General features: G+C 65.7%; 31 protein-coding genes. 22 read left to right on the forward strand and 9 right to left on the reverse strand.

Annotation, left to right across the window (positions count from 1 at the left end):
* Positions 1–125 precede the first annotated feature (125 nt).
* From ACQR07_RS17750 to ACQR07_RS17760, 3 genes are all read right to left on the reverse strand, one after another.
* Positions 126–1,211: a YeeE/YedE family protein gene (locus tag ACQR07_RS17750; protein ID WP_434903522.1), complete on the reverse strand. Its 1,086-nt coding sequence runs from the start codon at positions 1,209–1,211 to the stop codon at positions 126–128.
* 142 nt (positions 1,212–1,353) lie between these two features.
* Positions 1,354–1,704 carry an ArsR/SmtB family transcription factor gene (locus ACQR07_RS17755; protein WP_434903523.1) on the reverse strand — a complete coding sequence of 117 codons (351 nt, stop codon included), beginning with the start codon at positions 1,702–1,704 and terminating at the stop codon, positions 1,354–1,356.
* A gap of 24 nt (positions 1,705–1,728) precedes the next feature.
* Complete coding sequence (locus ACQR07_RS17760) at positions 1,729–2,118, reverse strand: thioredoxin (RefSeq protein WP_434903524.1); 390 nt, start codon at positions 2,116–2,118, stop codon at positions 1,729–1,731.
* 118 nt (positions 2,119–2,236) lie between these two features.
* Here ACQR07_RS17760 and ACQR07_RS17765 point away from each other — a divergent pair, with 118 nt between their 5' ends.
* Entirely contained in the window at positions 2,237–2,971 is a 735-nt protein-coding gene (locus ACQR07_RS17765; RefSeq protein WP_434903525.1) for a cytochrome c biogenesis CcdA family protein, read from the forward strand.
* Here the strand turns inward: ACQR07_RS17765 and ACQR07_RS17770 are convergent, their stop codons facing one another.
* On the reverse strand, positions 2,972–3,688 hold the full coding sequence (locus ACQR07_RS17770; RefSeq protein WP_434903526.1) for a hypothetical protein: 717 nt from the start codon (positions 3,686–3,688) through the stop codon (positions 2,972–2,974).
* A gap of 122 nt (positions 3,689–3,810) precedes the next feature.
* Here ACQR07_RS17770 and ACQR07_RS17775 point away from each other — a divergent pair, with 122 nt between their 5' ends.
* From ACQR07_RS17775 to ACQR07_RS17845, 15 genes are all read left to right on the forward strand, one after another.
* Positions 3,811–4,359, forward strand: a complete 549-nt coding sequence (locus ACQR07_RS17775) for a SoxW family protein (RefSeq protein WP_434903709.1) — start codon at positions 3,811–3,813, stop codon at positions 4,357–4,359.
* Positions 4,360–4,487: 128 nt separating this feature from the next.
* Positions 4,488–4,931 carry a sulfur oxidation c-type cytochrome SoxX gene (gene soxX / locus ACQR07_RS17780; protein WP_434903527.1) on the forward strand — a complete coding sequence of 148 codons (444 nt, stop codon included), beginning with the start codon at positions 4,488–4,490 and terminating at the stop codon, positions 4,929–4,931.
* A gap of 20 nt (positions 4,932–4,951) precedes the next feature.
* Positions 4,952–5,404: a thiosulfate oxidation carrier protein SoxY gene (gene soxY, locus ACQR07_RS17785; protein WP_434903528.1), complete on the forward strand. Its 453-nt coding sequence runs from the start codon at positions 4,952–4,954 to the stop codon at positions 5,402–5,404.
* Between the two features lie 18 nt (positions 5,405–5,422).
* Positions 5,423–5,749 carry a thiosulfate oxidation carrier complex protein SoxZ gene (gene soxZ, locus ACQR07_RS17790; protein ID WP_434903529.1) on the forward strand — a complete coding sequence of 109 codons (327 nt, stop codon included), beginning with the start codon at positions 5,423–5,425 and terminating at the stop codon, positions 5,747–5,749.
* A gap of 34 nt (positions 5,750–5,783) precedes the next feature.
* The gene (gene soxA, locus ACQR07_RS17795) at positions 5,784–6,608 is read left to right on the forward strand and encodes a sulfur oxidation c-type cytochrome SoxA (RefSeq protein ID WP_434903530.1); all 825 of its coding nucleotides are present in this window, start codon (positions 5,784–5,786) and stop codon (positions 6,606–6,608) included.
* A 21-nt stretch (positions 6,609–6,629) separates the two neighbouring features.
* Positions 6,630–8,309: a thiosulfohydrolase SoxB gene (gene soxB, locus ACQR07_RS17800; protein ID WP_434903531.1), complete on the forward strand. Its 1,680-nt coding sequence runs from the start codon at positions 6,630–6,632 to the stop codon at positions 8,307–8,309.
* A 5-nt stretch (positions 8,310–8,314) separates the two neighbouring features.
* Entirely contained in the window at positions 8,315–9,598 is a 1,284-nt protein-coding gene (gene soxC / locus ACQR07_RS17805; protein ID WP_434903532.1) for a sulfite dehydrogenase, read from the forward strand.
* Positions 9,537–10,328 carry a c-type cytochrome gene (locus tag ACQR07_RS17810; RefSeq protein WP_434903533.1) on the forward strand — a complete coding sequence of 264 codons (792 nt, stop codon included), beginning with the start codon at positions 9,537–9,539 and terminating at the stop codon, positions 10,326–10,328. Before soxC ends, ACQR07_RS17810 begins: the two co-directional genes overlap by 62 nt.
* 26 nt (positions 10,329–10,354) lie before the next feature.
* On the forward strand, positions 10,355–10,789 hold the full coding sequence (locus tag ACQR07_RS17815) for a hypothetical protein (RefSeq protein WP_434903710.1): 435 nt from the start codon (positions 10,355–10,357) through the stop codon (positions 10,787–10,789).
* Between the two features lie 11 nt (positions 10,790–10,800).
* Positions 10,801–11,703 (forward strand): alpha/beta hydrolase, encoded by a 903-nt coding sequence (locus tag ACQR07_RS17820; RefSeq protein WP_434903534.1) that lies wholly within the window; start codon positions 10,801–10,803, stop codon positions 11,701–11,703.
* Between the two features lie 8 nt (positions 11,704–11,711).
* Complete coding sequence (locus ACQR07_RS17825; protein WP_434903535.1) at positions 11,712–12,152, forward strand: DsrE family protein; 441 nt, start codon at positions 11,712–11,714, stop codon at positions 12,150–12,152.
* A 63-nt stretch (positions 12,153–12,215) separates the two neighbouring features.
* Positions 12,216–13,316, forward strand: a complete 1,101-nt coding sequence (locus ACQR07_RS17830; RefSeq protein ID WP_434903536.1) for a YeeE/YedE family protein — start codon at positions 12,216–12,218, stop codon at positions 13,314–13,316.
* 95 nt (positions 13,317–13,411) lie between these two features.
* The gene (locus ACQR07_RS17835) at positions 13,412–13,954 is read left to right on the forward strand and encodes a YeeE/YedE thiosulfate transporter family protein (RefSeq protein ID WP_434903711.1); all 543 of its coding nucleotides are present in this window, start codon (positions 13,412–13,414) and stop codon (positions 13,952–13,954) included.
* A gap of 14 nt (positions 13,955–13,968) precedes the next feature.
* Positions 13,969–14,526, forward strand: a complete 558-nt coding sequence (locus ACQR07_RS17840) for a YeeE/YedE thiosulfate transporter family protein (protein ID WP_434903537.1) — start codon at positions 13,969–13,971, stop codon at positions 14,524–14,526.
* Positions 14,527–14,574: 48 nt separating this feature from the next.
* Entirely contained in the window at positions 14,575–14,916 is a 342-nt protein-coding gene (locus ACQR07_RS17845; RefSeq protein ID WP_434903538.1) for a rhodanese-like domain-containing protein, read from the forward strand.
* Between the two features lie 301 nt (positions 14,917–15,217).
* On the opposite strand, the gene ACQR07_RS17850 is transcribed toward ACQR07_RS17845, so the two are convergent.
* The 3 genes from ACQR07_RS17850 to ACQR07_RS17860 form a co-directional block, all read right to left on the reverse strand.
* Complete coding sequence (locus ACQR07_RS17850; protein ID WP_434903539.1) at positions 15,218–15,625, reverse strand: DUF4174 domain-containing protein; 408 nt, start codon at positions 15,623–15,625, stop codon at positions 15,218–15,220.
* Positions 15,626–15,721: 96 nt separating this feature from the next.
* Complete coding sequence (locus ACQR07_RS17855; protein WP_434903540.1) at positions 15,722–16,219, reverse strand: nucleoside deaminase; 498 nt, start codon at positions 16,217–16,219, stop codon at positions 15,722–15,724.
* Positions 16,220–16,229: 10 nt separating this feature from the next.
* Complete coding sequence (locus ACQR07_RS17860) at positions 16,230–16,652, reverse strand: ferritin-like domain-containing protein (RefSeq protein WP_434903541.1); 423 nt, start codon at positions 16,650–16,652, stop codon at positions 16,230–16,232.
* 426 nt (positions 16,653–17,078) lie between these two features.
* Between ACQR07_RS17860 and ACQR07_RS17865 the strand changes: the two genes are divergently transcribed.
* The 5 genes from ACQR07_RS17865 to ACQR07_RS17885 all read left to right on the forward strand — a co-directional run bounded on the left by ACQR07_RS17865 (position 17,079) and on the right by ACQR07_RS17885 (position 19,227).
* Positions 17,079–17,369 carry a ribbon-helix-helix domain-containing protein gene (locus ACQR07_RS17865; protein ID WP_434903542.1) on the forward strand — a complete coding sequence of 97 codons (291 nt, stop codon included), beginning with the start codon at positions 17,079–17,081 and terminating at the stop codon, positions 17,367–17,369.
* A complete protein-coding gene (locus tag ACQR07_RS17870; RefSeq protein WP_434903543.1) occupies positions 17,359–17,499 on the forward strand; it encodes a hypothetical protein in 141 nt (46 codons plus the stop codon). Before ACQR07_RS17865 ends, ACQR07_RS17870 begins: the two co-directional genes overlap by 11 nt.
* Before the next feature lie 40 nt (positions 17,500–17,539).
* Positions 17,540–17,896 carry a hypothetical protein gene (locus tag ACQR07_RS17875; protein ID WP_434903712.1) on the forward strand — a complete coding sequence of 119 codons (357 nt, stop codon included), beginning with the start codon at positions 17,540–17,542 and terminating at the stop codon, positions 17,894–17,896.
* Between the two features lie 93 nt (positions 17,897–17,989).
* A complete protein-coding gene (locus ACQR07_RS17880) occupies positions 17,990–18,445 on the forward strand; it encodes an RbsD/FucU family protein (RefSeq protein ID WP_434903544.1) in 456 nt (151 codons plus the stop codon).
* 350 nt (positions 18,446–18,795) lie between these two features.
* On the forward strand, positions 18,796–19,227 hold the full coding sequence (locus ACQR07_RS17885) for a hypothetical protein (RefSeq protein WP_434903545.1): 432 nt from the start codon (positions 18,796–18,798) through the stop codon (positions 19,225–19,227).
* A 710-nt stretch (positions 19,228–19,937) separates the two neighbouring features.
* On the opposite strand, the gene ACQR07_RS17890 is transcribed toward ACQR07_RS17885, so the two are convergent.
* Positions 19,938–21,596, reverse strand: coding sequence for an OFA family MFS transporter (locus ACQR07_RS17890; protein ID WP_434903546.1), 1,659 nt, complete (start codon positions 21,594–21,596; stop codon positions 19,938–19,940).
* Positions 21,597–22,059: 463 nt separating this feature from the next.
* Between ACQR07_RS17890 and ACQR07_RS17895 the strand changes: the two genes are divergently transcribed.
* Entirely contained in the window at positions 22,060–23,043 is a 984-nt protein-coding gene (locus ACQR07_RS17895) for a helix-turn-helix transcriptional regulator (RefSeq protein ID WP_434903547.1), read from the forward strand.
* 34 nt (positions 23,044–23,077) lie between these two features.
* Here the strand turns inward: ACQR07_RS17895 and ACQR07_RS17900 are convergent, their stop codons facing one another.
* Complete coding sequence (locus tag ACQR07_RS17900; RefSeq protein ID WP_434903548.1) at positions 23,078–24,283, reverse strand: M20/M25/M40 family metallo-hydrolase; 1,206 nt, start codon at positions 24,281–24,283, stop codon at positions 23,078–23,080.
* Positions 24,284–24,315: the final 32 nt, after the last annotated feature.

Below are 24,315 nucleotides of genomic sequence, written 5' to 3' on the forward strand. Positions count from 1 at the left end.
TCGCAAAGCTCGGGCGGAAGCCGCCGCGAGATGGCGCAGTCACGCCCGGTGTTTGAAACGTGGAGAAGGTGCCGGTGACGATGTCACGCCGGGACGCGCAGGATCATTGCCCTTGCGTGCAGACGTCAATGGCTCATCCGGAGCAGGTTGCGCAAGGCCGGCCGCCATTCGCCGGTCATGGTGTATTCGAGTCCAAGGCGTGCGCCGCAGCTGATTGCGAGCATTGTGAGCGGCGCCGACAGTGCCAGCGTCGAGAATGCGGACAGGCCTTGGCCGATGGTGCAGCCCATCGACAGGATGCCGCCGGTGCCCATCAAGAGCGCGCCGATCATGTGACGCTTCAGCTCGCGCGCGTCGTCGCAGGCTTCCCAGCGGAAGACGCGCGAGACCATCGCGGCGGCGAAGGACCCCAGGATCACCCCCAGGACCGAGCCGATCGCGAAGTCGGTGTGGCTGCCGGAGAGCGTGGCGATGTACAGCACCGTATTGCCGAGCGGCGCGACGAAGGTGAGCGAGGCGACCCGCTCCGGATCGAAATCGTCATTCCCCAGCCATCCCGTTGCAAACCAGCCGAAGGCGACCGCGCCGCCGACGGCAAGCCCCGACAACAACAGGCGCGGCGATCTTACCAGCCGGCCATCGGCCAGCGCCCAGGCTGCGAGCGCCACCGCCACCAGAGAGACGAGAACAGGCCTGGCATAGGAGCCGAGCGCAGGCGACAGCAGCGCGTCCATGCCCTGGGTCATCGTGTCAGGCAGATGCACCGACAGCGGCTCGATCAGGCCGACGCGCATGAAGCCAGTGAGCCCGCGCATCGCCGCCAGGGCCGAGACGCCGAGCACGAGAAAGACGACGATCGCGCGCAGATCACCGCCGCCGATGCGGACCAAGGTCCCGAAGCCGCAGGTGCCGACCAGCGCCATGCCGATTCCGAACAGCAGGCCGCCGAGGATGGCGCCGCCGAGCGGAATGGAGGAGGTGAGATAGATCGACCGGGAGAGATCGACGAGGCCGAAGCTGGCCAGCAATTGCGTCGCGACCAGCGCGATGGCCGCAGCCAGGGCGAAGGATTTGAGCCGCCGCGTGTCGGCTCCAAAGAACGCGTCCTCGAGCATCGCGAGCGTGCAGAAGCGCCCGGCGCGGCCGGCCACGCCGAGCACGGCGCCTGCCAGCAGCCCGCACATGAACGTCAGAGCTGACGGACTGAGCATGCCTCCCCGATGTCCTTGTTCTTGTCCGGGTGATTGTGCGCCAGGATCGACGGCGAAGCCAGAGCTGTTGCGACGTCCGCTGCCGGCGCCCGCGCTCGTGTATTGCGCATGCGGGCGACGATATCGCAGCGCAGAGCGGCGTTCAGCGGCGGCGCTTGCGGACCGGCTCGCAGAAGACGTCGTAGACGGCGGTCAGGATCTTGCGGACGTCATCGCTGGCGAGACTGTAGTAGATCGTCTTGCCGTCGCGTCGCGTCGTCACCAGCCGGTCGAGCCTGAGACGGGCGAGTTGCTGCGAGACCGTCGACTGCCGCTCGCCGAGAAACTGCTCGAGCTCGGTGACGGACTTTTCGCCTTCGGACAGGATGCACAGCAGCAGCAGCCGGGACTCGTGCGACAGCGCCTTCAGCATCTCGCTGGCTTCCCGTGCCTTCTCGATCATCTGCTCGAGCTCGGCGGAGGTTTCGATGTCCTTCAACTTCGGCAGCGGCATGAATTTGGGATCCTCGATTGTTCGTCAGGAGCGGGCCGGCGTCCCGCTTGTAGCATTCATGATGCGGCCGAGCATCCCAAAGAAGAACGCATCGCCCGGGTAGCCGCGGATCCGACCGATCTCGCGGCCCTGGTCGACCACGACGAAGGTCGGCGTGAAGGCGCCCGGGTCGATGCCGGCGAGATCCGCCGGCAGTGGCTGGGTCAGGTCGACCCGCCGCAGGGGGAGGGCGTGGCCTTCGTCGGTCTTGGCGTAGATCGGCGCGATCTCGGCATTGAACCGGGCGCACCAGCCGCAGCCGGGGCGCTCGAACATCACGAGCTCGGAGGCGAGGACCGGGGACGACAGGCACAGGACGGCGATCGCGGCCGAGGCGAGCGTTGCGAGCCTGCAAGCTGTGATTTGACCGGACATGCCGCCATCCTCTCTGGACTTGCCGACCAATCTATCATTAAATTCGAATATGTACTAGTGCGTGAATTCCGAAGCCTGCCGTATGGCAGCGCCGCAGCACTGGCCGCGGGGAGGTGAGATGGATCTCGACGTCACGCTCGGCGCTGCGCTGGCCGCCGGCCTCCTGTCGTTCCTGTCCCCCTGCATCCTGCCGCTGGTCCCGCCGTTCCTGTGCTACATGGCCGGCGTCTCGGCCGCCGATACCATCGCCGAGGGCGGCGTGGCGCAGCGGCGCCGGACGGTGCTGACGGCGCTGTGCTTCGTCGCCGGCTTCTCGCTGGTATTTGTCGGCCTGGGGGCGACCGCGTCCATGTTCGGGCGCTTTATCGCCGGCCATCTCAGCCAGCTCGGAATCGTCGCGGGACTCGTCATCATCGCGATGGGGCTGCATTTCCTCGGGGTGCTCAGGATTCCCTTGCTGTACCGGAGCGCGACGATCGATGTCGGCCGCAAGCCGGCCGGCCTGCTTGGCGCTTTTGTCATGGGGCTGGCCTTCGCCTTCGGCTGGACGCCGTGCGCGGGGCCGGTGCTCGCCGCCGTGCTGATGATGGCCGGCGCGGAGGCGACCGTGGCGAAGGGCGCGCTGCTGCTCGCGGCCTATTCGGTCGGAACAGGCATTCCGTTCCTGATCGCGGCGGCCTTCACCGGGCAGTTCATGACGATGCTGAAGGGGATCAAGCCGCATCTGCCATGGGTCGAAAAGACCATGGGCGGCTTTCTCGTTCTCACCGGCGCGGCCTTCCTCGCCGGTGTCATTCCGGAGATGTCACAATGGATCTTCGAGCGCTTCCCCTCGCTCGCCACCATCGGCTGATCAGCCGAAGCGGAAGTCGAGCAGGTTGACGAAGGATTGCAGCTCGATCTCGTAGCGATGCACGAGCCCGCCATCGCCCGCGCGCGCGGCGCGTCCGATCTCCTGGGCGCTGGTGGTGGCGCCGTCGATCAGGCGGCGGAATTCGGCCTGGCTCGCGACGTCCGGCGCGGCGAGGCCGTTGCAGCGCTGCAACCGCGCGCTCAACGCGTCGCCCGCCTCGACGACCTCGCCAGGCCCAGCCTTGGCCGAGGCAAAGCGCGCCGCGACCTCGCGCAACGCGTTCATGACGGGAGCGAGCTCGAACACGCAGTCGCTGAGCTCGATCACGCTTGCATCACGTCTCAGCGCGTGGATCGACTGGCGCAGCGCGGCGATGTCCGCCGCGGCTCGGGCGCCATCACCTGCGGTCAGCGCCGCGTCGGCCTTGCTCAGGCGATCGTTACCGCCGGCGATCAGCTCCGAAAGCGACCTGTCCGAATCGGGGGCCAGCGCGCGCTCGGTCACTCCGCCGAGCCTTGCCCAGGCCCGTCGGGCATCGTCGAGCTCGATCTGCGCGAGGCCGATATTGCCGGTGCGCGCGTAGCTCGCAGCGGCGCGCAGGCTGGCCATCGCCGCCGGCATCAGCGCCGCGATGTCCGCTTTCTCTGCGGCATGCAGATGGACGCTTGGGGCGAGACACGACAGCACGATGGACAGAATGATGGCGCGGCGCAGCATCGAATGTCCTTTTCATATTCTGCTATTCGAATATGGTGTATCGAACTTCGGCCGACTTGGCAAAGCGCGCGAGCAGGCTCATGACTTCGAACCCGACGATGACGCGGCGCGGCCTGATTGCCATGCTCCCTGCTGCAACCGTCCTCGGCGCCGTGCCGAGGCTGGCGCGAGCGGACGCGGTGCTCGGCGACGACGGGCTCTATCATCAGCCGTGGTTCCTCAACAGCTTCCTCGATCTTCGCGAAGATCTCGACAGCGCGGCATCGGAAGGCAAGCGGCTTGCGATCATGTGGGAGCTGCGCGGCTGTCCGTATTGCCGCGAGACGCATCTGGTGAACTTCGCCGATCCCGGCATCACCGACTACATCCGGGCGAACTTCGAGGTGCTGCAGCTCAATCTGCTCGGCGCCCGCAAGGTGACCGACTTCGACGGCAAGGAGCTCACCGAGAAGGAGCTTGCCGAGCGCTACGCGATCAGGTTCACGCCGACCTTCCAGTTCTTTCCGCCTTCGGTGGACGGCGTGGCCGCAAAAGAGCCGCTCGCGCGCGAGGTGGCCCGGGCGCCGGGGTATCTCAAGCCGCCGCACTTCCTGGCGATGTTTCGTTTCGCGCGCGACAAGGCCTATGAGCGCGGCACGTTCCGCGACTATCTCGCCGCCTCCAAAGGTTGAGTGCGCTGCCGCATCGAATTCGGTTGACACTAATCATATTCTCAAATCATAATTCGTGAATATGACGGACCGTAAGTCCGTCGCGTCATCAGCAGGCGGGGGGAAGCCTCGTCGGTCAGGGTGGAAGCATGCGCCGTTTGATTCCGGCCGCCTTGTTTTGCGCGTTGCTCTCGGCGGCGGCTCGAGGCGACGAGCCGATCAGGCTCGATGTCGTCGACTTCGCCATTCCGAAATCCTTGACGGGCGCGCCTGGCAATGCCGACGCCGGCAAGAAGGTGTTCCTGACGCGAACGCTCGGCAATTGCCTTGCCTGCCATCAGGTCTCGGCGCTGAAGTCCGAGGAGTTTCACGGCGAGTTCGGTCCGTCGCTCGACGGCGTCGCGACCCGCTACAACACGGCGCAGCTGCGCGTCATCGTCGCCGATCCCAAGCGCATCTTCACCGATACGGTGATGCCCGCCTTCCACAAGAACGACGGCCTCAATCGCGTCCGTCCCGAATTCGTCGGCAAGCCGATTCTCACCGCCGCGCAGGTCGAGGACGTCGTGGCCTTTCTCGAAACACTGAAATAACCGCCTCTGGAGGATGATGCATGGGCGCAATCAACAGACGACAGGCGTTCCTTCTCGGCGGCGGTTTCGTCGCCCTGACGGTGCTGCCGATGGCCGCCAACGCCGAGCCGAGCAACGACGCGGCCGAGCTGATCAAGAAGTTCACCGGCGGTAAGGAAGCCGCGAAGGGCAAGATCACGCTCGATCTGCCTGAGATCGCCGAGAACGGCAACACCGTGCCGCTCGCACTCACGGTCGAAAGCCCGATGACCGCCGAGAGCTATGTCAAGGAAGTGCTGTTCGTGGCCGACGGCAATCCGAACGCCGGCGTCGCGACGCTGATGTTCACGCCAATGTCTGGCAAGGCCGAGGCCTCGATCCGCATCCGCCTGGCGCAGACCCAGAACGTGATCGCGGTGGCCAAGATGAGCGACGGCTCGCTGTTCACCGAGCGCAAGACCGTCAAGGTCACCATCGGCGGCTGCGGCGGCTGAGACAGGGGAGAGACTGATATGGCAGACAAGCCGCGGATCAAGCTTCCAAAGGAAGCCAAGAAGGGCGAGATCATCCAGATCAAGACGCTGGTCTCGCATCTGATGGAATCGGGCCAGCGCAAGGATGCGCAGGGCAAGCCGATCCCACGCAAGATCATCAACAAGTTCGCTTGCGAGTTCAACGGCAAGCCGGTGTTCTCCTGCGCCCTGGAGCCGGCGATCTCCGCCAACCCGTACATCCAGTTCGACGCCAGGATCGACGAGGAAGGCACGTTCAAGTTCGCGTGGACGGATGATGACGGCTCGGTGGTGACGGCCGAGGAAAAGATCGCGTTGAAGGCCTGATCGGCAGGCTGCCGATCGCTACGGGGAGTGACAGATGTCCATTCGCTACGGTTCTCTCGCTGTCCTGGCCACGGCCGCTCTGACCTTCTCGGCGATCGCCGTGTTCGGCCAGGAGGCGGAACGGAAGGGCATTCCGGCGCCTCCCGGTCACGTCTTCAAGACCATCATTTCGGGCTACCAGTTCCGCACCAAGGAGACCCGCGCGCTGCAGGACGACGACCTGGAGAACCCGGGCTTCCTCGCAGTCGAGCGGGCCGCCGACATGTGGAAGACGGTCGACGGCAGCGAAGGCAAGTCGTGCATGAGCTGCCACGGCGAGGCTGAAACGACCATGAAGGGCGTCGGCGCGGCGATGCCCAAATGGAGCGAGAAGCTCAACAAGCCGGTCAATCTTGAGCAGCAGATCAACATCTGCCGCATCGAGCACATGAAGGCGCAGCCTTGGGCGTTCAAGTCCAAGGAGCTGACGGACATGACGACCTTCGTCCGCTTCCAGTCGCGCGGCATGCCGGTCGCGGTCAAGACCGACGGTCCGATGTCGCCCTGGCTCGAGAAGGGCAAGGAGATCTACTATACCAGGGTCGGCCAGCTCGATCTCGCCTGCGCCTCCTGTCACGAGAAGAACAACGGCAAGTTCATGCGCGCCGACTTCCTCAGCCAGGGCCAGACCAACGGCTTTCCGACCTACCGGCTGCGCGATCAGCGCCTGATCCCGCTGCACGAGCGCTTCGAGGGCTGCATGTTCGACGTGCGCGGCGTGCCCTACAAGCCGCTGTCGGACGAGTTCCTCGCGCTCGAGCTCTACGTCGCCTGGCGCGGCATCGGCCTGCCCGTCGAGACACCGTCGGTCCGCAACTAGCGGACACAAGGAAGACACATCATGATATCGCGTCGCGAATTCGTTCAGGTCGCATTGGCGGCGGCTGCCTTGACGGGCGGCACGTCCCGCGCCTTCGCCCAGCAGAAGCTGACGGAGAAGGAGCTGCTGGCGTTCGAGCCGGTCGGCAATGTCACCTTGGTGCATGTCACCGACATTCACGGCCAGCTGATGCCGCTGTATTTCCGCGAGCCGTCGACCAATCTCGGCGTCGGTGACGCGAAGGGCCAGCCGCCGCACGTCACCGGCAAGGAGTTCCTCACCCGCTTCGGCATCGCGCCGAGCTCGTCGTCGGCCTACGCGCTGACGTCGGAGGATTTCGAGGCGCTGGCCAAGACCTACGGGCGGATCGGCGGGCTCGACCGCGCCGCCACCGTCATCAAGGCCATCCGCGCCGAGCGCGGCGACAAGGTGGTGCTGCTCGACGGCGGCGACACCTGGCAGGGATCATGGTCGTCGCTGAAGACGCGCGGCCAGGACATGATCGATTGCATGGCGCTGCTGAAGCCGGATGCGATGACCGGACATTGGGAGTTCACCTACGGCACCGAGCGCGTCAAGCAGGCCGTCGATGGTCTCGGCTTTCCGTTCCTGGGTCTCAACATCCGCGACACCGAATGGAACGAGCCGGCGTTCGAAGCCTCGACGATGATCGAGCGCGGCGGCGTCAAGATCGCGGTGCTCGGCCAGGCGTTCCCTTATACGCCCGTCGCCAATCCCCGCTGGATGATTCCGAACTGGTCGTTCGGCGTGCGCGAGGAGGACGTCCAGACCCAGGTCGACAAGGCGCGCAAGGATGGCGCCGGCCTTGTCGTGCTGCTGTCGCATAACGGCTTCGACGTCGATCGCAAGTTGGCCAGCCGCGTCAAGGGCCTCGACGTCATCCTCACCGGTCACACCCACGATGCGCTGCCCGAAGCGGTCAAGGTCGGCAAGACCTTGCTGATCGCCTCCGGCTCCTCGGGCAAGTTCGTCTCGCGGCTCGATCTCGACGTCAGGGACGGCGAGGTCAAAGGCTATCGCTACAAGCTGATCCCGCTGTTCTCCGACGTGATCACGCCTGACACGGCGATGGCGGCCAAGATCGCTGAGGTGCGCAAGCCGTTCGCCGCCGAGCTCGCCCGTCCACTGGGACGCACCGAGACGCTGCTGTATCGCCGCGGCAACTTCAACGGCACCTTCGATGACCTGATCTGCCAGGCGCTGCTGCAGGAGCGCGATTCCGAGATCGCGCTGTCGCCGGGCTTCCGCTGGGGCACCAGCGTGATGCCGGGCCAGGACATCACCTTCGAGGACGTCACCAACGCCACCGCGATCACCTATCCCGCGGTGTATCGCATGGGCATGACCGGCACGCGCCTCAAGGAGATCATCGAGGACGTCGCCGACAATCTGTTCAACGTCGACCCCTACTACCAGCAGGGCGGGGACATGGTTCGCATCGGCGGCATGTCCTATGCGATCGATGTCAACAAGCCCCAGGGGCAGCGCATCTCCGACATGCGCCTGATCAAGACCGGTGCCGCAATCGATCCGGCGCGCGAATACCAGGTCGCCGGCTGGGCCAGCGTCAATGAAGGCACGCAGGGCCCGCCGATCTGGGAGGTCGTGTCGAGCTATCTGCAGCGCAAGAAAACCGTGCGTCTCGAGCCCAACCGGGCCGTCAAAGTCTCCGGAGTGTGACGACGATGTCCAAGGACAAATCCGTTCCCTCGGCCCCACGCGCCTCGCGCCGTGGTTTCCTGACCGCCGCCGGTGGCCTCGCAGCCACCGCGCTGGCCTCGCAGGCCCGTGCAGGCGCCGGCAATCCCGCCAACCAGCCGCCGAACGTGCCGGAATGGACGCGCACCCTCGGCGAGGGCGTCGCGGTTCGCCCTTACGGCAAGCCGTCGAAGTTCGAGAAGGACGTCATTCGCCGCGACGTCGAGTGGTTGACGGCCTCGCGCGAATCCTCGGTCAGCTTCACGCCGCTGCATGAGCTGGAAGGCATCATCACGCCGAACGGGCTGTGCTTCGAGCGCCATCACGGCGGCGTCGCCGAGGTCGATCCGGCCGATCACCGGCTGATGATCCACGGCCTGGTCGAGCGGCCGCTGCTGCTGACGCTCGACGAGCTCAAGCGCTACCCGCGCGTCAACCGCATCCACTTCATGGAATGCGCGGCGAATTCCGGCATGGAATGGCGCGGCGCCCAGCTCAACGGCTGCCAGTTCACCCATGGCATGATCCACTGCGTGCAATACACCGGCGTGTCGCTGCGCACGCTGTTGGAGGAGACCGGCGTCAAGCCCAGCGGCAAATGGCTGCTGGTCGAGGGCGCCGACTCCGCGTCGATGGATCGCAGCCTGCCGATCGAGAAGGCGCTCGACGACTGCATCATCGCCTACAAGATGAACGGCGAGGCGCTGTATCCCGAGCAGGGCTATCCGATGCGCCTGGTCGTGCCGGGCTGGCAGGGCAATCTCTGGGTCAAATGGCTGCGGCGCATCGAGGTCGGCGACCAGCCCTGGCAGACCCGCGAGGAGACGTCGAAGTACACGGACCTGCTGCCGAACGGCAAGGCGCGGCGCTTCACCTGGTCGATGGATGCGAAGTCGGTCATCACGAGCCCGAGCCCGCAGGCGCCGATCAAGCACGGCAAGGGCTTTACGATCGTCTCGGGCCTGGCGTGGTCGGGCAGCGGCAAGGTCAAGCGCGTCGACGTGTCGTTGGATGGCGGCCGCAACTGGTGGCCGGCGCGCATCGACGGCCCGGTGCTGGATAAGGCGCTGACACGGTTCTACTACGAGTTCGACTGGAACGGCGAGCCGCTGCTGTTGCAGTCGCGGGTGCAGGACGAGACCGGCTACGTCCAGCCCTCCAAGGCGGAGCTGCGCAAGGTGCGAGGCTACAACTCCATCTATCACAACAATGGCATCCAGACCTGGCATGTGCAGGCAAACGGTGAGGTCGAGAATGTCGAGGTCGCCTAAGCTGATCCTTGCAGTCGCGCTCGCCACCCTCGCGGGCTCGGTCGCGTTCGCCGGCGGTCCGGGGGAGAAGATCGCCGCCAAAACTGAGGTCAAGTCCGAGCCGAAGACCGAGGCGAAGACGGAAGCCAATTCGCCACAGCGCTTCAACATCGGCCGCGCGCCGACCGTTGAGGAGATCCGCGGCTGGGACATCGACGTGCGGCCGGACGGGCAGGGTCTGCCGACCGGCAAGGGTACCGTCGCCCAGGGCGAAAAGCTGTTCATGGACAATTGCGCCAGCTGTCATGGCGAGTTCGGCGAGGGCGCCGGCCGCTGGCCGGTGCTCGCCGGCGGCAAGGGCTCGCTGACCTCGGACAATCCGGTCAAGACGGTCGGCTCCTACTGGCCTTACGCCTCGACCTTGTTCGACTATGTCCGCCACGCGATGCCGTTCGGCAGCCCGCAGTCGCTGAAGGTCGACGAATACTACGCGCTGGTCGCCTATGTGCTCTATCTGAACGACATCGTCACCGATCAGAACTTCGAGCTGACCGACAAGAATCTCGCCACGATCAAGATGCCGAACGAAGGCGGGTTCATCATGGACGACCGGGCGACCAGCGAGAAGGCGTTCTGGCAGAAGGACCCGTGCATGAAGAACTGCAGCGCGCCGGTCAAGATCACTGGACGTGCTACCGCCGTTGACGTTACGCCTGATGACAAGGACGGCAAGCCGCGGGGCGTCGAGTGACGAGGGCCGGATGCAGCCGCCGCCAGATCCTGCTGGCGGCCGCATCCGTCGCCCTCGCCGCAAGCGGGGCCGCTTCCATTGCCGCTGCAGCGGAGCCGCACAGGCTCGCGCTGCAGATCAGCGATGAGGATCCGGCCAAGATGCGCGCCGTGCTCGACGTCGCCGCCAATGTCTCTCGCCACTATTCGGGCGAGGGCGACGAGGTCGAGATCGTGGTCGTGGCGTTCAATGGTGGCCTCGACATGCTGTTGGCCGACCGTTCGCCGGTGAAGGAGCGGGTGCTCGGCTTCGCCAAGTCGATGCCCAATGTCAGCTTCATCGCCTGCGGCAACACCCTGGAGACGCTCGCGAGCAAGGAAGGGCGGCAGCCGCCGCTGCTCGCTGGCGTCACGGTGGTCAAGACCGGGGTCGCGACCCTGCTGGAGCTGGCGGAGAAGAACTGGACGATCGTGCGTCCGTGAAGGAATTTGCGATGCGCTGGTGGCTCGCTCTCGTCGTCTGTCTCGTTGCCTCGGTCGCGCTGTCCGCGGAGGAGCCGCGCGAGCTCGTGATCGGCGGCCGCACGGCGCTCGGCACGCTCAGGCTGCCGGCGCAGTCGGGACCGGATGTGCCGCTGGTGCTGATGACGCACGGTACGCTCGCGCACAAGGACATGGAGACCATCCAGGGCCTGTCCAGGGCGCTGGCCGAGCGCGGCATCGCCTCACTGGCGCACAACCTCGTGCTCGGCCTCGATCGCCGCACCGGCATGTACGACTGCGCCAAACCGCATGACTACGTGCCGGATGATGCGATCGAAGAGATCGCCGCCTGGCTCGCCGAGGCGCGCAAGACCTCGTCGCGCATCTTCGTGCTCGGGCATTCGCGCGGCGCCAATCAGCTCGCGCGCTATCTGGTCGCCAATCCGAACGCGACCGTCGAAGGCGCGATCCTGCTGGCGCCGGCGACGGCGAGCATCGAGACCGGCTTGAGAGACGCCTATGCGGAGAGCTACGGCCAGCCCTTGGCGCCGCTGCTCGACAAGGCTGAGGCTGCGATCGCCGCTGGGCGCGGCGGTGATTGGATGTCGGTGCCGGGTTTCATCTATTGCCGCGACGCCAAGGTGACGGCGCGTGCCTTCGCCGCATTCTATCGCGCCGACCGGCGCCAGGACACGGCGGCGCTGATCGCGGACGTCAGTCTCCCGGTCCTGGTGCTTGCGGCCGCGCAAGACAAGACCGTGCCGGACGTGGCAGCCTCGTTCGCGCCTTTGGCCGCGCGCGCGGGCAGTCGTGTCCGGCTGGAAAAGATCGACGATGCCGATCACTTCTTCCGCGATCTCGCCGCCGAGGATGCCGCTGATCGCATCGCAGGATTCATTGCAGCCGCGCGTTAGGAGTGACCATGGAACGACGATCCTTGATGCAAGCCGGGCTTGCCAGCCTGTTCGGAATATTGGGTGTCGGCAGCGCCCGGGCTGCGACGGAGTCTCCGCGCCAGCGTGTCGCCTATCATCTGGCCGATCAGGATCGCGCCCTGTTCGTGCTCGGCAACATCCAGAACCATGTCGACGGCACCGGCGGGCCCGGTCGCGCCGACATCCGGCTGGTGATCCACGGTCCGGGCTTGCGCGCCTTTCACGCGATCTCCGCCGATCAGACCATTACGGCGCTGGCGGAACGACTGATGAAAGCCGGTGTCGGCTTCGATGCCTGTGCCAACACCATGAAGGCGCAAGGGGTGAAGCTCGATGATCTCCTGCCCGGCTTCGCGGTGGCGGAGAAGGGCGGGGTGGTGCGCCTCACCGAGTTGCAGCAGAGCGGATACGCCTATCTGCGCCCGTGACGGGCGCGCATTTGCCGACGCCGCCCGGTTCGATCGCGGCGGACCTGAACGACGAGAGCGCTTGTGCTCACCGCATTGATCGACCTTCTGGGTGAGGAGCTGGTGTCGCTGCTCTGCGGGCTCGCAGTCGGCGGCGCGTTCGGCTTCTTCGCCCAGCGCAGCCGCTTCTGCCTGCGTGCGGCAACGATCGAGTTCGCGCGCGGGCAGGGCGGGCCGCGTCTGGCGGTGTGGCTCCTCACCTTCGCCTCGGCGCTGCTCGGCACCCAGGCGCTGGTCGCAATGGGCCTGCTCGACGTCTCGGAAGCTCGGCAATTGGCGCAGCAGGGCAGCATCTCCGGCGCGATGATCGGCGGCGTCCTGTTCGGATGCGGCATGATCCTGGCGCGCGGCTGTGCCAGCCGGCTCCTGGTGCTTTCGGCCAACGGCAATCTGCGGGCGCTGCTCTCGGGCCTGATCTTCGCGGTGACGGCGCAGTCGGCCTATCGCGGCCTGCTCGCGCCGGCGCGCGAGTGGCTCACCAATCTCTGGCTCGTCGACGGCGGGCCGTCGCGCGACATCATGAGCCTGTTCGGCGGTGGCACGCCCGAGAAGCTCGGCTTCGGCATGTTGTGGTTCGTGGCGGGCCTCGCTGCAGTGTCGAAGTTTCAGGTCGGCGCGAAGATCCTGCGCTCGGCCATCGCCGCTGGTGCCGCAGTCGCTGTGGGCTGGCTGCTGACTTATCAGCTCGGCCAGGCGTCGTTCGCGCCGGTGCCGCTAAAGAGCCTGACCTTCAGTGGACCTTCCGCCGAGCTCCTGATGCAGGTGCTGGCCAGCCAGCAGCTGAAGCCGGGCTTCGACCTCGGCATCATCCCGGGCGTCTTCATCGGCTCGTTCGTCGCCGCGGCGCTCGCCGGAGAGCTCAATCTCGAAGGCTTCTCGGACGGGCGCGGCATGCGTCGCTATCTGATCGGCGCCGTCCTGATGGGCTTCGGTGCGATGCTGGCCGGCGGCTGCGCCGTCGGAGCTGGCGTGACCGGAGCGTCGGTGTTCGCGCTGACGGCCTGGATCGTGCTCGGCGGCATGTGGCTCGGCGCGGCGGTGACCGATTTCGTCGTCGACCGCTGGCTGTTCGGAGCCAAACAGGTGCAGCGCGAGACGCTGCCGAGCACTGCGACGCCCTCATAATTTATATTCACAAGTTCGAATATACGTATATAATGTCCTGGTACCTGCACGGCCTGTGCCGTGCGCGAGCAGGGAGGGCAGGCGTCATGACAATCATGACCGACGTCGTCGTCGGAGATGCGAGGAAGTCCAAACGAATCGACTGGTCGCCCTATCTCGTCGGCGCCGGCATCGGCATCCTGAGCTGGGTGGCCTTTGCCGGATTCGGCGATCCGCTCGGCGTGACGACCGCGTTTTCACGCATCGCGTCGCTGTTCGCCGCGCCGGTGATCGGATCCGAGGCCGTCGCCGCCAACAGCTATTGGAAATCGATGCCGCTGAAATGGGACTACGGCGTCTGGTTCCTGGTCGGTATTCCGCTCGGTGCGTTCCTGTCGGCGGTCATCTCCGGGACATGGCGTCTCGAGCTGGTGCCGGAGGTCTGGAAGGAACGCTTCGGACCATCGGTGTTGAAGCGCTTCGTCGCCGCGTTTCTCGGCGGCATCGTCATCATGTATGGCGCACGGCTGGCCGGCGGCTGCACCAGCGGGCACGGCATTTCCGGCGGCCTGCAATTGGCGCTGTCGAGCTGGCTGTTCCTGGCGGTGATGTTCGCGACCGGCCTGGTCGTGTCGCGCCTCATGTTCCGTAGGGCCTGAGAGGGAGAGAGGTCATGACGTCATTGATGAGCATCGCGGGCCCGATCCTGATGGGCGCCGTGTTCGGCTATCTGCTGCAGCAGGGCAGGGTCACGAGCTGCAACGTGATCGAGAACCAGTTCCGGCTGCGTGACTTCACCGTCTTGAAGGTGATGGGCACGGCGATCGTGGTCGGCGGCATCGGCGTGCTGCTGCTGGTCGACACCGGCAACACCAAGTACTACGTCAAGGATGCCAACATGCTGGCGGTCGCGCTCGGCGCGGCCTTGTTCGGCATCGGCATGGTGGTCTACGGTTACTGCCCGGGCACCGCGCTCGGTGCGATCGCCAGCGGCAGCGTCCACGCAGCGGTCGGGGCCTTCGGCATGATCGTCGGCGCCATCCTCTATGCGTTGAGCTTCGACTGGGTGAAGGCTCACATCCTCAATGTCTGGGCGCTCGGCAAGGTGCGGCTGCCCGATATCACCGGCGTGCCGGATGGCGTCTGGTTCGCCGCGCTCGCGATTGGCGCCGGCGCATTCTTCTTCTGGGTCGAGGCGTCGGAGGCCAAGGCGAGGCGCGCGCAAGGTTAGGCTGCTTCACCCGATCAGCCCATCATCAACAGTCGAGAGGTTCATACAATGCTCGCAGGATTGTTCAACAAGCTGACGGGATCGACCAGCGTGCCGGCCATCGAGCATGACGAGCTGATCAAGGCGCATCAACAGCGCAGTTGCGTCATCGTCGACGTCCGCGAACCGCACGAGTTCAAGGGCGGCCACATCCCGGGCGCGATCAACCATCCGCTGTCACGCTTCGATCCGGACAGCCTCGTGCACGACAAGCCGGTGGTCCTGATTTGCCAGGCCGGCGGCCGCTCGGCGACCGCGCTGCGGCGGGCGCTGGCGGCGGGACGGCAGGACATCCGCCACTATGCCGGCGGCATGAGCCGATGGCGTGCGCATGGCGGGCCGGTCGCTTAAGGCGGCCGGTCGGATCGGCTGAATCGAACCCCGGCATATCGTTTCACGACAATCGTCACTTCCGTGCAGCTTTTCGTGCGTCCGCGATGGCCTGCTCGTGGTTGCGGGCGAGGACGGCGTCGATCTCGCTGGCTCTGGCGCTGAGATCAGCCTTGGCGCGCGCACAGCCAAGCCGTCATGGCCGACGGCGGGGCCGATCGGCATGAAGTGGAAGGTCGTGCCAAACGGGATTACAGTGCAGAAGACTTCGCAGCGCTTCTCGCCGGCCCGCTCGGCCCGAGAACCCGCCGTGCCCGAGGATTCACCGCGACCTTGTCCGCCGCATCTCATCCTTTCGCATCGGCATCGCGTCGACACGATTGAACAGATCCTCGGCTGAGATCGGGGTCTCTGACGCGAAGGCGGTGTGGCCGTCCTTGCCGATCAGAAACACCATGAAGCGGCGGCCGTCGGTGCCCACGGCGGCGCGGAGCTGGCGGGAGGAGGTGGCGTCGTCGACGGCCTGGAGCAGAAGGATCTGGCGCTCGGCCATGCCGGCGTTGGCGGCCTCGTAGATCCGGCGTTGCTGCTGCGCGGTTGGGTCGTCGGGGCCGGTGACCACCAGGAGGCGGTTCTTCCATTTGTAGTGGGCAAGTGGTGAGGCATCACTCGGGTGTGGCATGGCGATGAGCCCCAGGAGGATCGCGGTCGTGAGCAGGCGTCGTGGCATGGTCAGGGCTTCCTGAGGGCACTCGCCGGAACGTCGACGGCGGCAAGCTGGATCTCTGCTCGTGCCGCCTGCGCCAGGGAAAGAATGTCCCTGGTTCTAGCGGTTGCCCTGGTCCTCGATCGGAACATCGTCCCAGGGGCGATAATACAGCTTGCTGCAGGCTTCGCGCAGAACGCCGCCCTGGATCGTGAGGTCGTCGCGATAGGCCTTCTCGACGAATTGGAGTGTGTCGACGTGGCGGGCCTCGAAATACATCTGGTGCACGTCGTCGCGGCCCGCGCCGAACACGATGCGGCCGACCTTGCTCCAGATCGAGGCCATCGTGCACATGCCGCAGGGCTGCAAGGTGGTGTAGAGCGTGGCGCCGCGCAGCTCGCCGTCGTCGAAGCCGCGGCCGGCGGTGCGGATCGCCTCGATCTCGGCATGCGCCGTCGCATCGCGCTTGTCGGCGACGTGGTTGCGCTCGGCCGCGATGATCTCGGAGCCGAGCACGATCACGCATCCGATCGGCGACAGCGCGGGATCGGCGCCGTCCTGCGTGGCGACCTTGATCGCCTCCTGCATGAAATGCTCGTCGGTTTTCAGGTTCGGCACGATCAGGCGCTCAGTCCGCGAGCTGCTTCATCTGCGCGACCTTCGCCTGCAGGGTCCCGCGCTGCCGGGTCAGCATGGCCGTGGTGGCGGCGTCGCCGACGCAGTCCTTCAGCGCCTCGTCGTATTGGCTGAGGATCTGCTCCTCGCCGCTGGCGAACGACGACAGCGCATTGGTGCCGAGCCCCGTCACCGCGGCGCGGACACGTATGACGGTCTGATGCACTGTGGACATGAAGGAGCCGGACTCGTCCGGCGTCTCGCCCATCCGCCGGAGCGCGTCATGCAGCTCCGCGTGATCCCGCTCCTTGAGCGCGATCATCTCGGCGAACAGCGCCTTGAGCGCCGGCGTGTCGGCGTCCGCCTGGGCTTCCTGATAGCCGTTGCGCGCATCGACCAGGGCTGTGTGCAGTGTCTTCAGGCTGTCTGCAGCCATTATCGCCTCACCGGTTTGCTGTGTGGAATTTCGACCACGACAATCCGGATTCGCCGGCTTTGTTCCGGGCCTGCTACCGACTGCCGACAGAGAGAACATACGCGCAGTGCCGATCGTAGAGTTGGCTTAGTCTAGCCGACGGTCTGTAAGCCGCCGCGCTCTCCGCTCGTCCCCCGCCACGCAGACGGCACCGTCGAGCCGGCCCAGAACGAACCGGAGGTGTTGGCTGCGGTAGGAAATAGTGGTAACTTATACCCCTGTGGTGGAGCCAGGGCAATCGCATGTGGAATTTTTCGATTCTTTTCGTGCTTCCAAAGAGCAGTCTGGATTCGAAAATTTCCTCCCGTCGGCCTTCGCGATTCCAATATTTCGTTTGGGCCGCGTTGGAGAGCCATATGCGATTGCCCTGGTGGTGGAGCGATCCGGATGGCATCGGTCGAAAAGTTGAGTGTTGCGCTGACCAGCGAGCAGGTCTTGGCCCTGAAGACGGCCGTAGAGTCCGGCGAATACGCAACGACAAGCGAGATCGTCCGGGAGGCGGTGCGCGACTGGCAATTGAAGCGCCAGTTACGTCAGGAAGACATCAGGCGTTTGCGGCAGGCGTGGGACGAAGGGATCGCCAGCGGTTCTGCCGGCAAAGTCGACATGAAGCACCTGCGCAAGCAGGCACGCGAACGGTTGAAGGGTGCGAAGAAAGCATCCGGCCATGCCGATTGAGCTGATCTGGTCCCATCAGGCGCGGGCCGATCTGATCGACCTCTATCCAGAGTCCGACGAAGGCCCCGTCGACGCCGTAGAAGTGATCCGTGTCATCGACGGGCGGCGCAATCTTCACGGTATTATTTGAGATGGGCGATGGCACTGAATCGCAGAGGACAGTTCGTGTGATGGATGAGGACGAGCCGAGCGGACAGATCGCGCTGATCGAGGCGCGGATCGAACAGCTTGCCGACGTCGCCGAACGTTGCCGGAAGATCATCCTGGCCTCGAAGGTCGCGATATCCTGCGGCGCCGCGGTGCTGCTCGGCGCGGTGCTTGGCCTGCTCGGGGCGAACGCGGCCGTGCCGCTCGGCGGCATCGCCGCGGTGCTCGGCGGCATCGTTTCGCTGGGATCCAACGTCAGCACGTTGCGACAGACCATCGCCGCGATCGCCGACGCTGAAGCGCTGCGCTCGGACCTGATTGGCAGGATTGATCTTCGCCTGGTCGGTGATCAGGGAGCGCGTCTCGCTCGCAATGGGTGATGGCGTGGCGACAAAACCAGATTCTGGCTGCCGTCGCCCAGAGACGATGGCCTGCCTCGATGGTCGTTCAATGAAAGATGACAGGGAGAAACCATGCTCAAGAACATCGATCCGCTGCTCAATGCCGACGTGCTCTATGCGCTCAAGGCGATGGGGCATGGCGACCGCCTGGTGATCTGCGACACCAACTTTCCGGCCGATTCGATCGCGCGGCAGACCGTGTTCGGCGAGCTGCTGCGCATCGACAATGTCACTGCGGCCAGGGCCGTTCAGGCGGTGCTCTCGGTGCTGCCGCTCGACAGCTTCATCGACGATGCCGCCGTGCGGATGGAGGTCGTCGGCCACCCGCAGGAGGTCACGCCGGTGCAGCAGGAGGTGCAGGCGGCGATCGATCGCGCGGAGAACAAATCCTGGCCGCTGGTCGGCGTCGAGCGCTACGCGTTCTACGAGATGGCCAAGTCAGCCTATTGCGTGATCGCCACCGGCGAGCGCCGGTTCTACGGCTGCTTCATCTTCAGCAAGGGCGTGATCCCGCCGGAGCAGGGGTGACGTCGTCGATGCCGGCGTGACCTTGGGGCACGGTCTGCGCGGGTCCGCGCGCAGGCCTGTCGCATGTGAAAAATCTGAGTGTTTCGTTACACCGCCTCCACGTCGTCATGCCCGGGCGCCGTCCGGGCATCGACGTCCCTTCCCAGGATGCCGAACGACGCGGATGGCCGGGACAAGCCCGGCCATGACGGCTTTGTGAAGCTTGGGCATAGATGCGCTCTGCGCTCATGGGTTGAAGCGGTGCATCGCCGCGCGAGACTTGATCGTGGTGCTGACAGGCGTTCCGCCTCTATCCTGCAGCGGGATCGTCGATCAAGCCGGTACGACGGACGCGGCGAATGGGGAAAGTGATGGGTCGGTTACGGATGGCGGCTGGCGTGGCGGCCGTGATGCTCGCGATGCCGAGCGCAGCGCATGCGGAAAAGGTGTATTATCTGCACGGTCCGGGCGGCCATGTCGGCGCGCACATCTATCGGTTTCAGCGGATCAACGAGCAGTACGACCGGGTGGTGATCGACGGCCAGTGCAAGTCGGCCTGCACGACGGTGCTGGGCGTCGTGCCGTTGCACAAGATCTGCATCGCGCCCGGCGGCTATTTCATGTTTCACGCCGCCCACCACGCCGACCGCAGCTACTATTTCGCGATGACCGACCAGATGATGCAGGCCTACGCGCCCGAGGTGCGCGACTGGGTGACGCGGCACCATGCGCTCGATCGGGTCGATCCCTATACCTACCTGTATCCGAAGGACGTCACGTTCATCCGCCGCTGCAATCGGTGAGATGGTCACGCGGTGGTGGGCACGCTTGCTTTGCTCACGCTACGGTTCATCGTCCGTGTCCGCCGAGGGGGCGCGACAATGATGACGCTCTGCACGACGGGCGATCCGCGCATGGCGTGCATGCGCCAACTGCCCGTCGTGCCGCTTTGTCGCAAACTCATCACTTGCGCCGTCGGGCAAATCAGCTGCACTAATCAGCGCATCCCGGCTCGCTGAAGAGGGACGTTTCGCGATCGTCACGAGCGTCGAGTCGGGGATGCGATGGGCGTGTTGCTCTGCAGCCGGGTGTCAAAGCCCGCGCCGACGAACGGAGCGATGCGACGGCGAAATGGTGTGGTTCTGGCATCCCGAAGCTGATGCCAAGCCGGCGGTGATGATGATCCGTTGGCGACGGGGGCAAGACAGCCGGTCCCCGGGGAGAGCGCCTATAAGTCGCAAAACCGTCGCGCAGGGAAGGCCGGATATTGGGCTGAACCTGTGGTTCTGCCGCGTGCTTTTTGTTGCACGCGGACCGCGGGTATCAGCCGATACCCGGTCTTCCCTGCGCCTCTTCTTCAAAGGGAGAGGTCAAGCCAATGCAAAACTCGGGCGCAGGCCGCCGCGGGAACGCCTCGCTGCGTCTGCTGTCGTCCCGTGAGGAGGGCGGCGTCATCGTGAGGTATTGTTGTCGTCGCAGGCGGCCAATGCGGTCCGCGCGGCGCAGGCTGCGATCAGAACATCCTGACCGCGGTTTGCAGCGTCATCGCGAGGCCCCACACCAGGGGAATGCCGACCAGCACCCAGAACGCCGCCACCTTCGGCGCAAGGCCGCCGCGGCCGATGCCGAACGTCGCCTGATTGAGTTTGCCCTCGCCGCTCACGGCGCGGGCCCGCCGGCGGGCCGCGGCGTTCTCGGCCAGGTGCCATTTGTCGGCGAGCGGCCTGACCAGGAGATTGGCGATCAGTCCGACCACGAGGAAGCCGGCCAGGACGTACATGGTGCGGTCATAGACGACCGCGCGCTCGACGCCGGCTTGCAGTTGCGCGTTGCGCAGATAGCCGACCAGCAGCGGGCCTGCGAGACCGGCGGTCGACCACGCCGTCAGCAGGCGGCCGTGAATGGCGCCAACGAATTTTGGACCGAACAGGTCCGCGACATAGGCCGGCATCGTTGCGAAGCTGCCGCCGTACAGCGCGAGGATGAGGCCGAGCGCGCCGGCGAACGGCAGGGCGGACCGCAGATGCGCGATGCTCGGCGCTGCCGCGCACAGCAGGACGCCAAGGGTGAGCATGATGGAGAAGGTTGGCTTGCGGCCGATGCGGTCGGACAATGTGGCCCAGAACAGCCGGCCGGCGATGTTGAACAGCGACAGCAGGCCGGCATAGCCGGCGGCGATCGCGGCGACCCTGGTTCGCTGGGCGTCGTCGAGCGCGGAGAACGCGACGTCGGGACGTCCGATCAGGGCACCGCCGAGGAGCTCCTGCAGCATCGGCAACGTCAGGGCCAGCACGCCGATGCCGGCCAGGACGTTCATGCCGAGCACGATCCAGAGCAGCCAGAACTGCGGCGTCTCGTGCGCGCTCTCGAAATGGACGTTGCCTGTCGAGATCATCGCGTCGGACGGAGCGCTCGCGCCCGGCGGCTGCCAGCCGGTCGGCGGGATCCGCAAGGCGAAAGCGCCGATCAGCATCACGACGAAGTAGATCAGGCCGAGAACCAGGAAGGTCTCGGCGACGCCGATCGAGGTCGGCGTCTTGAAGGCGTCGATCAGCCGGTTTGCCAGCGGCGCTCCGATCGCTGCGCCGCCGCCGAAGCCCATGATGGCCAGGCCGGTCGTCAGGCCGCGCCGGTCCGGAAACCACTTCACCAGGATCGACAGCGGGGCGATGTAGCCGAGGCCGAGACCGGTGCCGCCGATGAGGCCGAGACCGATCCACATGATCCAGAACTGATGCACATGGACGCCGAGGGCCGCGATGATGAATCCGCCGCCCCAGCAGCAGGCCGTCGCGGCGCCCGCCTTGCGCGGGCCCGCGCGCTCCAGCCAGCCGCCGAACAGGGCGGCGGAGAAGCCGAGCATCACGAGACCGGTGGTGAAGATGGTGAGGAGATTGGTCACCTGCCAATCGCAGTTGGTGGTGAAGAGGTCGCTGAGCAGCGAATGGCTGGTACAGGCCACGGGCTTGTCGATGCCGATGGCGCGCGACAGCGGCAGCCAGAACACGCTCAGTCCGTAGGACATGCCGATGCAGAGCTGGATGCAGAGCGCGGCCGGCGGCACCAGCCAGCGGTTGAACCCGGCCGCCGCAATGGTACGCCTGCGCGCGAGCACACAACCGCCGCGCCGGCCCTTTCTCGTGATTCGCTCCGTGCTCGAAACGACAGTCATGCTCAACCCCCGCACCACCCTCGTCGACGGGTGCTGCAATGCTGCTCATTTGGCATACGGAACCGCCACGCGAAACCATCTTGTTGGCCGTTTCGCGCAAGCGCTTGTCCCGATCGCGCATTTGGGGGTGGGGTCAGCGTTAACGTCAGGACCGAGCAACTCATCAGTCGACTTGCCCACGGCATGGGCAGCAATGCCGCCGGTGTTTGCAGTTCTCCGTACGCGACGCCGGTGGTCTCGCGTCGGCGGTAATATGACGCTTCCTGCCGGCTTCAAGACACCTCAAAACGCCTCAAGCGATGAGACGGGCGAGCGCCTTAGCTATAAAGGAGCATGCGTGTTGCCGCTGGTTTTTGGAGGACTTAGGTTCGCGGGGCCGGGCTGCCGCGAGCGATCGTGGATGCCGGTACCGTACCTCAGAGATTGTGTCGGACTGATGAGATATACTCCGTTGCAGCATCATGTGGCGAGCACCGCCCTGCGGTTGAGCGGGACGGACTTCGAGTCGCTGCGGGCTCATCTTCGCAAGCATGTGCTGCCGATCAAGATCACGCCGCCGGATCCGCGCCGCAGCTTCGAGTGGCGGTCGGATTTTGCGCCTGGACCGGGGATCAGCATCCTCCGTGCCCGCTACAACAGCAGCCTGACCTACGGCTCCGACAGCGACGTCGAGAACCTCAATCTGACCTTTCTCTGCACCGGCGCCACGGTGTCGACGATCGGCCACCGCTTGATTGAGCAGACGCCGTCGCGCGCGATGGTTCATGCGCAGCCAACGCTGGCACGACAGACCATGCACGCGACTGATGGCGAGGTCGCAGGTGTGATGTTGCGGTTCGATGCCGGCCTGGTGAGCCGGTTGCTGACCGACATGTATGACGGCGCCAGGCTGACCAGCCTCGATCTCGCGCCGGTCATCGATCTGTCGACGACCTTCGGACAAACCCTGCGCTCGATGGCGCGTGCGCTGGATAGTGGTCTGCGCGACGCGGCGTTGCAGCGGCGCTCTCCGTTGGCGATGGCGCTGCTCGCCGAGAGTACGCTGCGGCTGATCCTGACCGAGGTGCCGCACCGGCTGTCGGAACCGTCCGTCACGCGCAACGGCGATCCGGCACCCGGTCAGATCCGGCGCGCGATGAGCTACATGCGCGCCAATCTGCACCTGCCGATCACGGTCAGCGACATTGCCGAGGCTGCCGGGATCAGCAGCCGGTCGCTGCAGCTCGGCTTCCGCAGGTACTACGAAATGTCGCCGACGCAATTCCTGCGCCGGATCAGGCTCGAAGCCGCGCATGCCGAGCTGTTCTCCGCACGCAACACGCTGCCGGTCAGCGAAGTGGCGCTGAAATGGGGCTTTACCAATCTGGGGCGGTTCGCCGCGCAGTATCAGGCAGAGTTCGGCCATCTGCCGTCCGATGCCCTGAAGCGGGTCGGGCCGCGCCGCTGAGCATCCGATGGCGGGCATGGACCTGTCGCCGGCCTCAGCCCATCGTGGCCAGCCGCAGCGCCAGCGCGCAGGCGCGATCGTATTCGTCGAGGTTGATCCACTCGTCGATCGTGTGCGGCTCGTTCTGGCCGGTGCCGAAGGTGACGGTGGGAATGCCGTGGCGGACCATCCAGTTGGCGTCGAGGCCGCCATTGCCGGCGCGCAGGGTCGGCGTGCCGCCGACGTCGGTGACGGCCGCGGTGGCGCGCTTGACGACAGGGAGGGTGTCCTTGATCCGGAACGGATGAAACTCGGTCTCGGCCTTGAACTTGACGCGGCCGGACTTGCCGTCGCTGTTGGTGACGCGCTTGGCGGCGTTTTCGAACGCGGCCTTGTAGGCGTTGGTGATCTGGCGGACGAATTTGGCATCATGGCTGCGGCTCTCGCCGCTGACATGGATGTAGTCGGTGACGACGTTGGTGGCGTCACCCGCGGAACGGCCTTCGCCGCCGGTGACCGGGCCGACATTGCTGGTGCCGAGCTTGGCCTCCTTGCCTTTGCCTTTCACCACTTTGCCGAACCAGCCGCCGGCTTTGACCTCCGCCAGCGCCAGCGCCAGGATCATGGTGGCGCTGATGCCGCGTTCGGGAGCGACACCGGCATGCGAAGCGCGGCCGAAGATCTCGACCTGCCAATGGTCGGCGCCGACGGCGGCGATGGTGACGCTGGAGGCGGAGCTGCCGTCGAAATTGAAGGCCATCACGGGCGCGCCGAGCTCGTCGACCGCAACATGGCGCGCGCCATGCAGCCCGCTCTCCTCGCGGACGCAGAACAGCAGCGTGATCGGCGGATGATCGAGCTTTTGCCGGATCAGTTCGGCCACCAGGGTGACGAGGATGCCGCAGCCGCAGCGATTGTCGCCGCCGAGCGCCGTCTTTGCCTTGTTGACGATCTTGCGGCCCGCGAGCTTGGGCTGCGCGCCGGCGCACAGCGGCACCGTGTCCATGTGGGTCATGAACATGATCCGCGGCTGGTTTTGCTGGCTGCCGCGTCCCGGCAGCTCGACGATGAGATTGCCGGTCTCGGTCGGCAGCGGAATACGCGTATTGGCATCGTCGAGCCGCATCGCCTTGGCCGGTACGCCGGCCTGCTTCAGTGCCGCCATGATCTCCCGCCCGATCGCCTTCTCCCGTCCGGTCACACCCTGCACGGCGAGAAAGCGCATCAGACGATCGGTGGCGGCGGCGGTGTCGACGGACATGACGAATCCTTGTGGGAGCGCGGTCAACCAGC

This window comes from Bradyrhizobium sp. HKCCYLS20291, from assembly GCF_051167715.1.
In the GTDB taxonomy this organism is placed as follows: domain Bacteria; phylum Pseudomonadota; class Alphaproteobacteria; order Rhizobiales; family Xanthobacteraceae; genus Bradyrhizobium.

Coding starts and splice junctions, on each gene's coding strand:
- ACQR07_RS17750 (WP_434903522.1), bottom strand. CDS start 1,211: ATGCTCAGTCCGTCAGCTCTGACGTTCATGTGCGGGCTGCTGGCAGGC.
- ACQR07_RS17755 (WP_434903523.1), bottom strand. CDS start 1,704: ATGCCGCTGCCGAAGTTGAAGGACATCGAAACCTCCGCCGAGCTCGAG.
- ACQR07_RS17760 (WP_434903524.1), bottom strand. CDS start 2,118: ATGTCCGGTCAAATCACAGCTTGCAGGCTCGCAACGCTCGCCTCGGCC.
- ACQR07_RS17765 (WP_434903525.1), top strand. CDS start 2,237: ATGGATCTCGACGTCACGCTCGGCGCTGCGCTGGCCGCCGGCCTCCTG.
- ACQR07_RS17770 (WP_434903526.1), bottom strand. CDS start 3,688: ATGCTGCGCCGCGCCATCATTCTGTCCATCGTGCTGTCGTGTCTCGCC.
- ACQR07_RS17775 (WP_434903709.1), top strand. CDS start 3,811: ATGCTCCCTGCTGCAACCGTCCTCGGCGCCGTGCCGAGGCTGGCGCGA.
- soxX (WP_434903527.1), top strand. CDS start 4,488: ATGCGCCGTTTGATTCCGGCCGCCTTGTTTTGCGCGTTGCTCTCGGCG.
- soxY (WP_434903528.1), top strand. CDS start 4,952: ATGGGCGCAATCAACAGACGACAGGCGTTCCTTCTCGGCGGCGGTTTC.
- soxZ (WP_434903529.1), top strand. CDS start 5,423: ATGGCAGACAAGCCGCGGATCAAGCTTCCAAAGGAAGCCAAGAAGGGC.
- soxA (WP_434903530.1), top strand. CDS start 5,784: ATGTCCATTCGCTACGGTTCTCTCGCTGTCCTGGCCACGGCCGCTCTG.
- soxB (WP_434903531.1), top strand. CDS start 6,630: ATGATATCGCGTCGCGAATTCGTTCAGGTCGCATTGGCGGCGGCTGCC.
- soxC (WP_434903532.1), top strand. CDS start 8,315: ATGTCCAAGGACAAATCCGTTCCCTCGGCCCCACGCGCCTCGCGCCGT.
- ACQR07_RS17810 (WP_434903533.1), top strand. CDS start 9,537: ATGGCATCCAGACCTGGCATGTGCAGGCAAACGGTGAGGTCGAGAATG.
- ACQR07_RS17820 (WP_434903534.1), top strand. CDS start 10,801: ATGCGCTGGTGGCTCGCTCTCGTCGTCTGTCTCGTTGCCTCGGTCGCG.
- ACQR07_RS17825 (WP_434903535.1), top strand. CDS start 11,712: ATGGAACGACGATCCTTGATGCAAGCCGGGCTTGCCAGCCTGTTCGGA.
- ACQR07_RS17835 (WP_434903711.1), top strand. CDS start 13,412: ATGACCGACGTCGTCGTCGGAGATGCGAGGAAGTCCAAACGAATCGAC.
- ACQR07_RS17840 (WP_434903537.1), top strand. CDS start 13,969: ATGACGTCATTGATGAGCATCGCGGGCCCGATCCTGATGGGCGCCGTG.
- ACQR07_RS17845 (WP_434903538.1), top strand. CDS start 14,575: ATGCTCGCAGGATTGTTCAACAAGCTGACGGGATCGACCAGCGTGCCG.
- ACQR07_RS17850 (WP_434903539.1), bottom strand. CDS start 15,625: ATGCCACGACGCCTGCTCACGACCGCGATCCTCCTGGGGCTCATCGCC.
- ACQR07_RS17860 (WP_434903541.1), bottom strand. CDS start 16,652: ATGGCTGCAGACAGCCTGAAGACACTGCACACAGCCCTGGTCGATGCG.
- ACQR07_RS17865 (WP_434903542.1), top strand. CDS start 17,079: ATGGCATCGGTCGAAAAGTTGAGTGTTGCGCTGACCAGCGAGCAGGTC.
- ACQR07_RS17870 (WP_434903543.1), top strand. CDS start 17,359: ATGCCGATTGAGCTGATCTGGTCCCATCAGGCGCGGGCCGATCTGATC.
- ACQR07_RS17875 (WP_434903712.1), top strand. CDS start 17,540: ATGGATGAGGACGAGCCGAGCGGACAGATCGCGCTGATCGAGGCGCGG.
- ACQR07_RS17880 (WP_434903544.1), top strand. CDS start 17,990: ATGCTCAAGAACATCGATCCGCTGCTCAATGCCGACGTGCTCTATGCG.
- ACQR07_RS17885 (WP_434903545.1), top strand. CDS start 18,796: ATGGGTCGGTTACGGATGGCGGCTGGCGTGGCGGCCGTGATGCTCGCG.
- ACQR07_RS17890 (WP_434903546.1), bottom strand. CDS start 21,596: ATGACTGTCGTTTCGAGCACGGAGCGAATCACGAGAAAGGGCCGGCGC.
- ACQR07_RS17900 (WP_434903548.1), bottom strand. CDS start 24,283: ATGTCCGTCGACACCGCCGCCGCCACCGATCGTCTGATGCGCTTTCTC.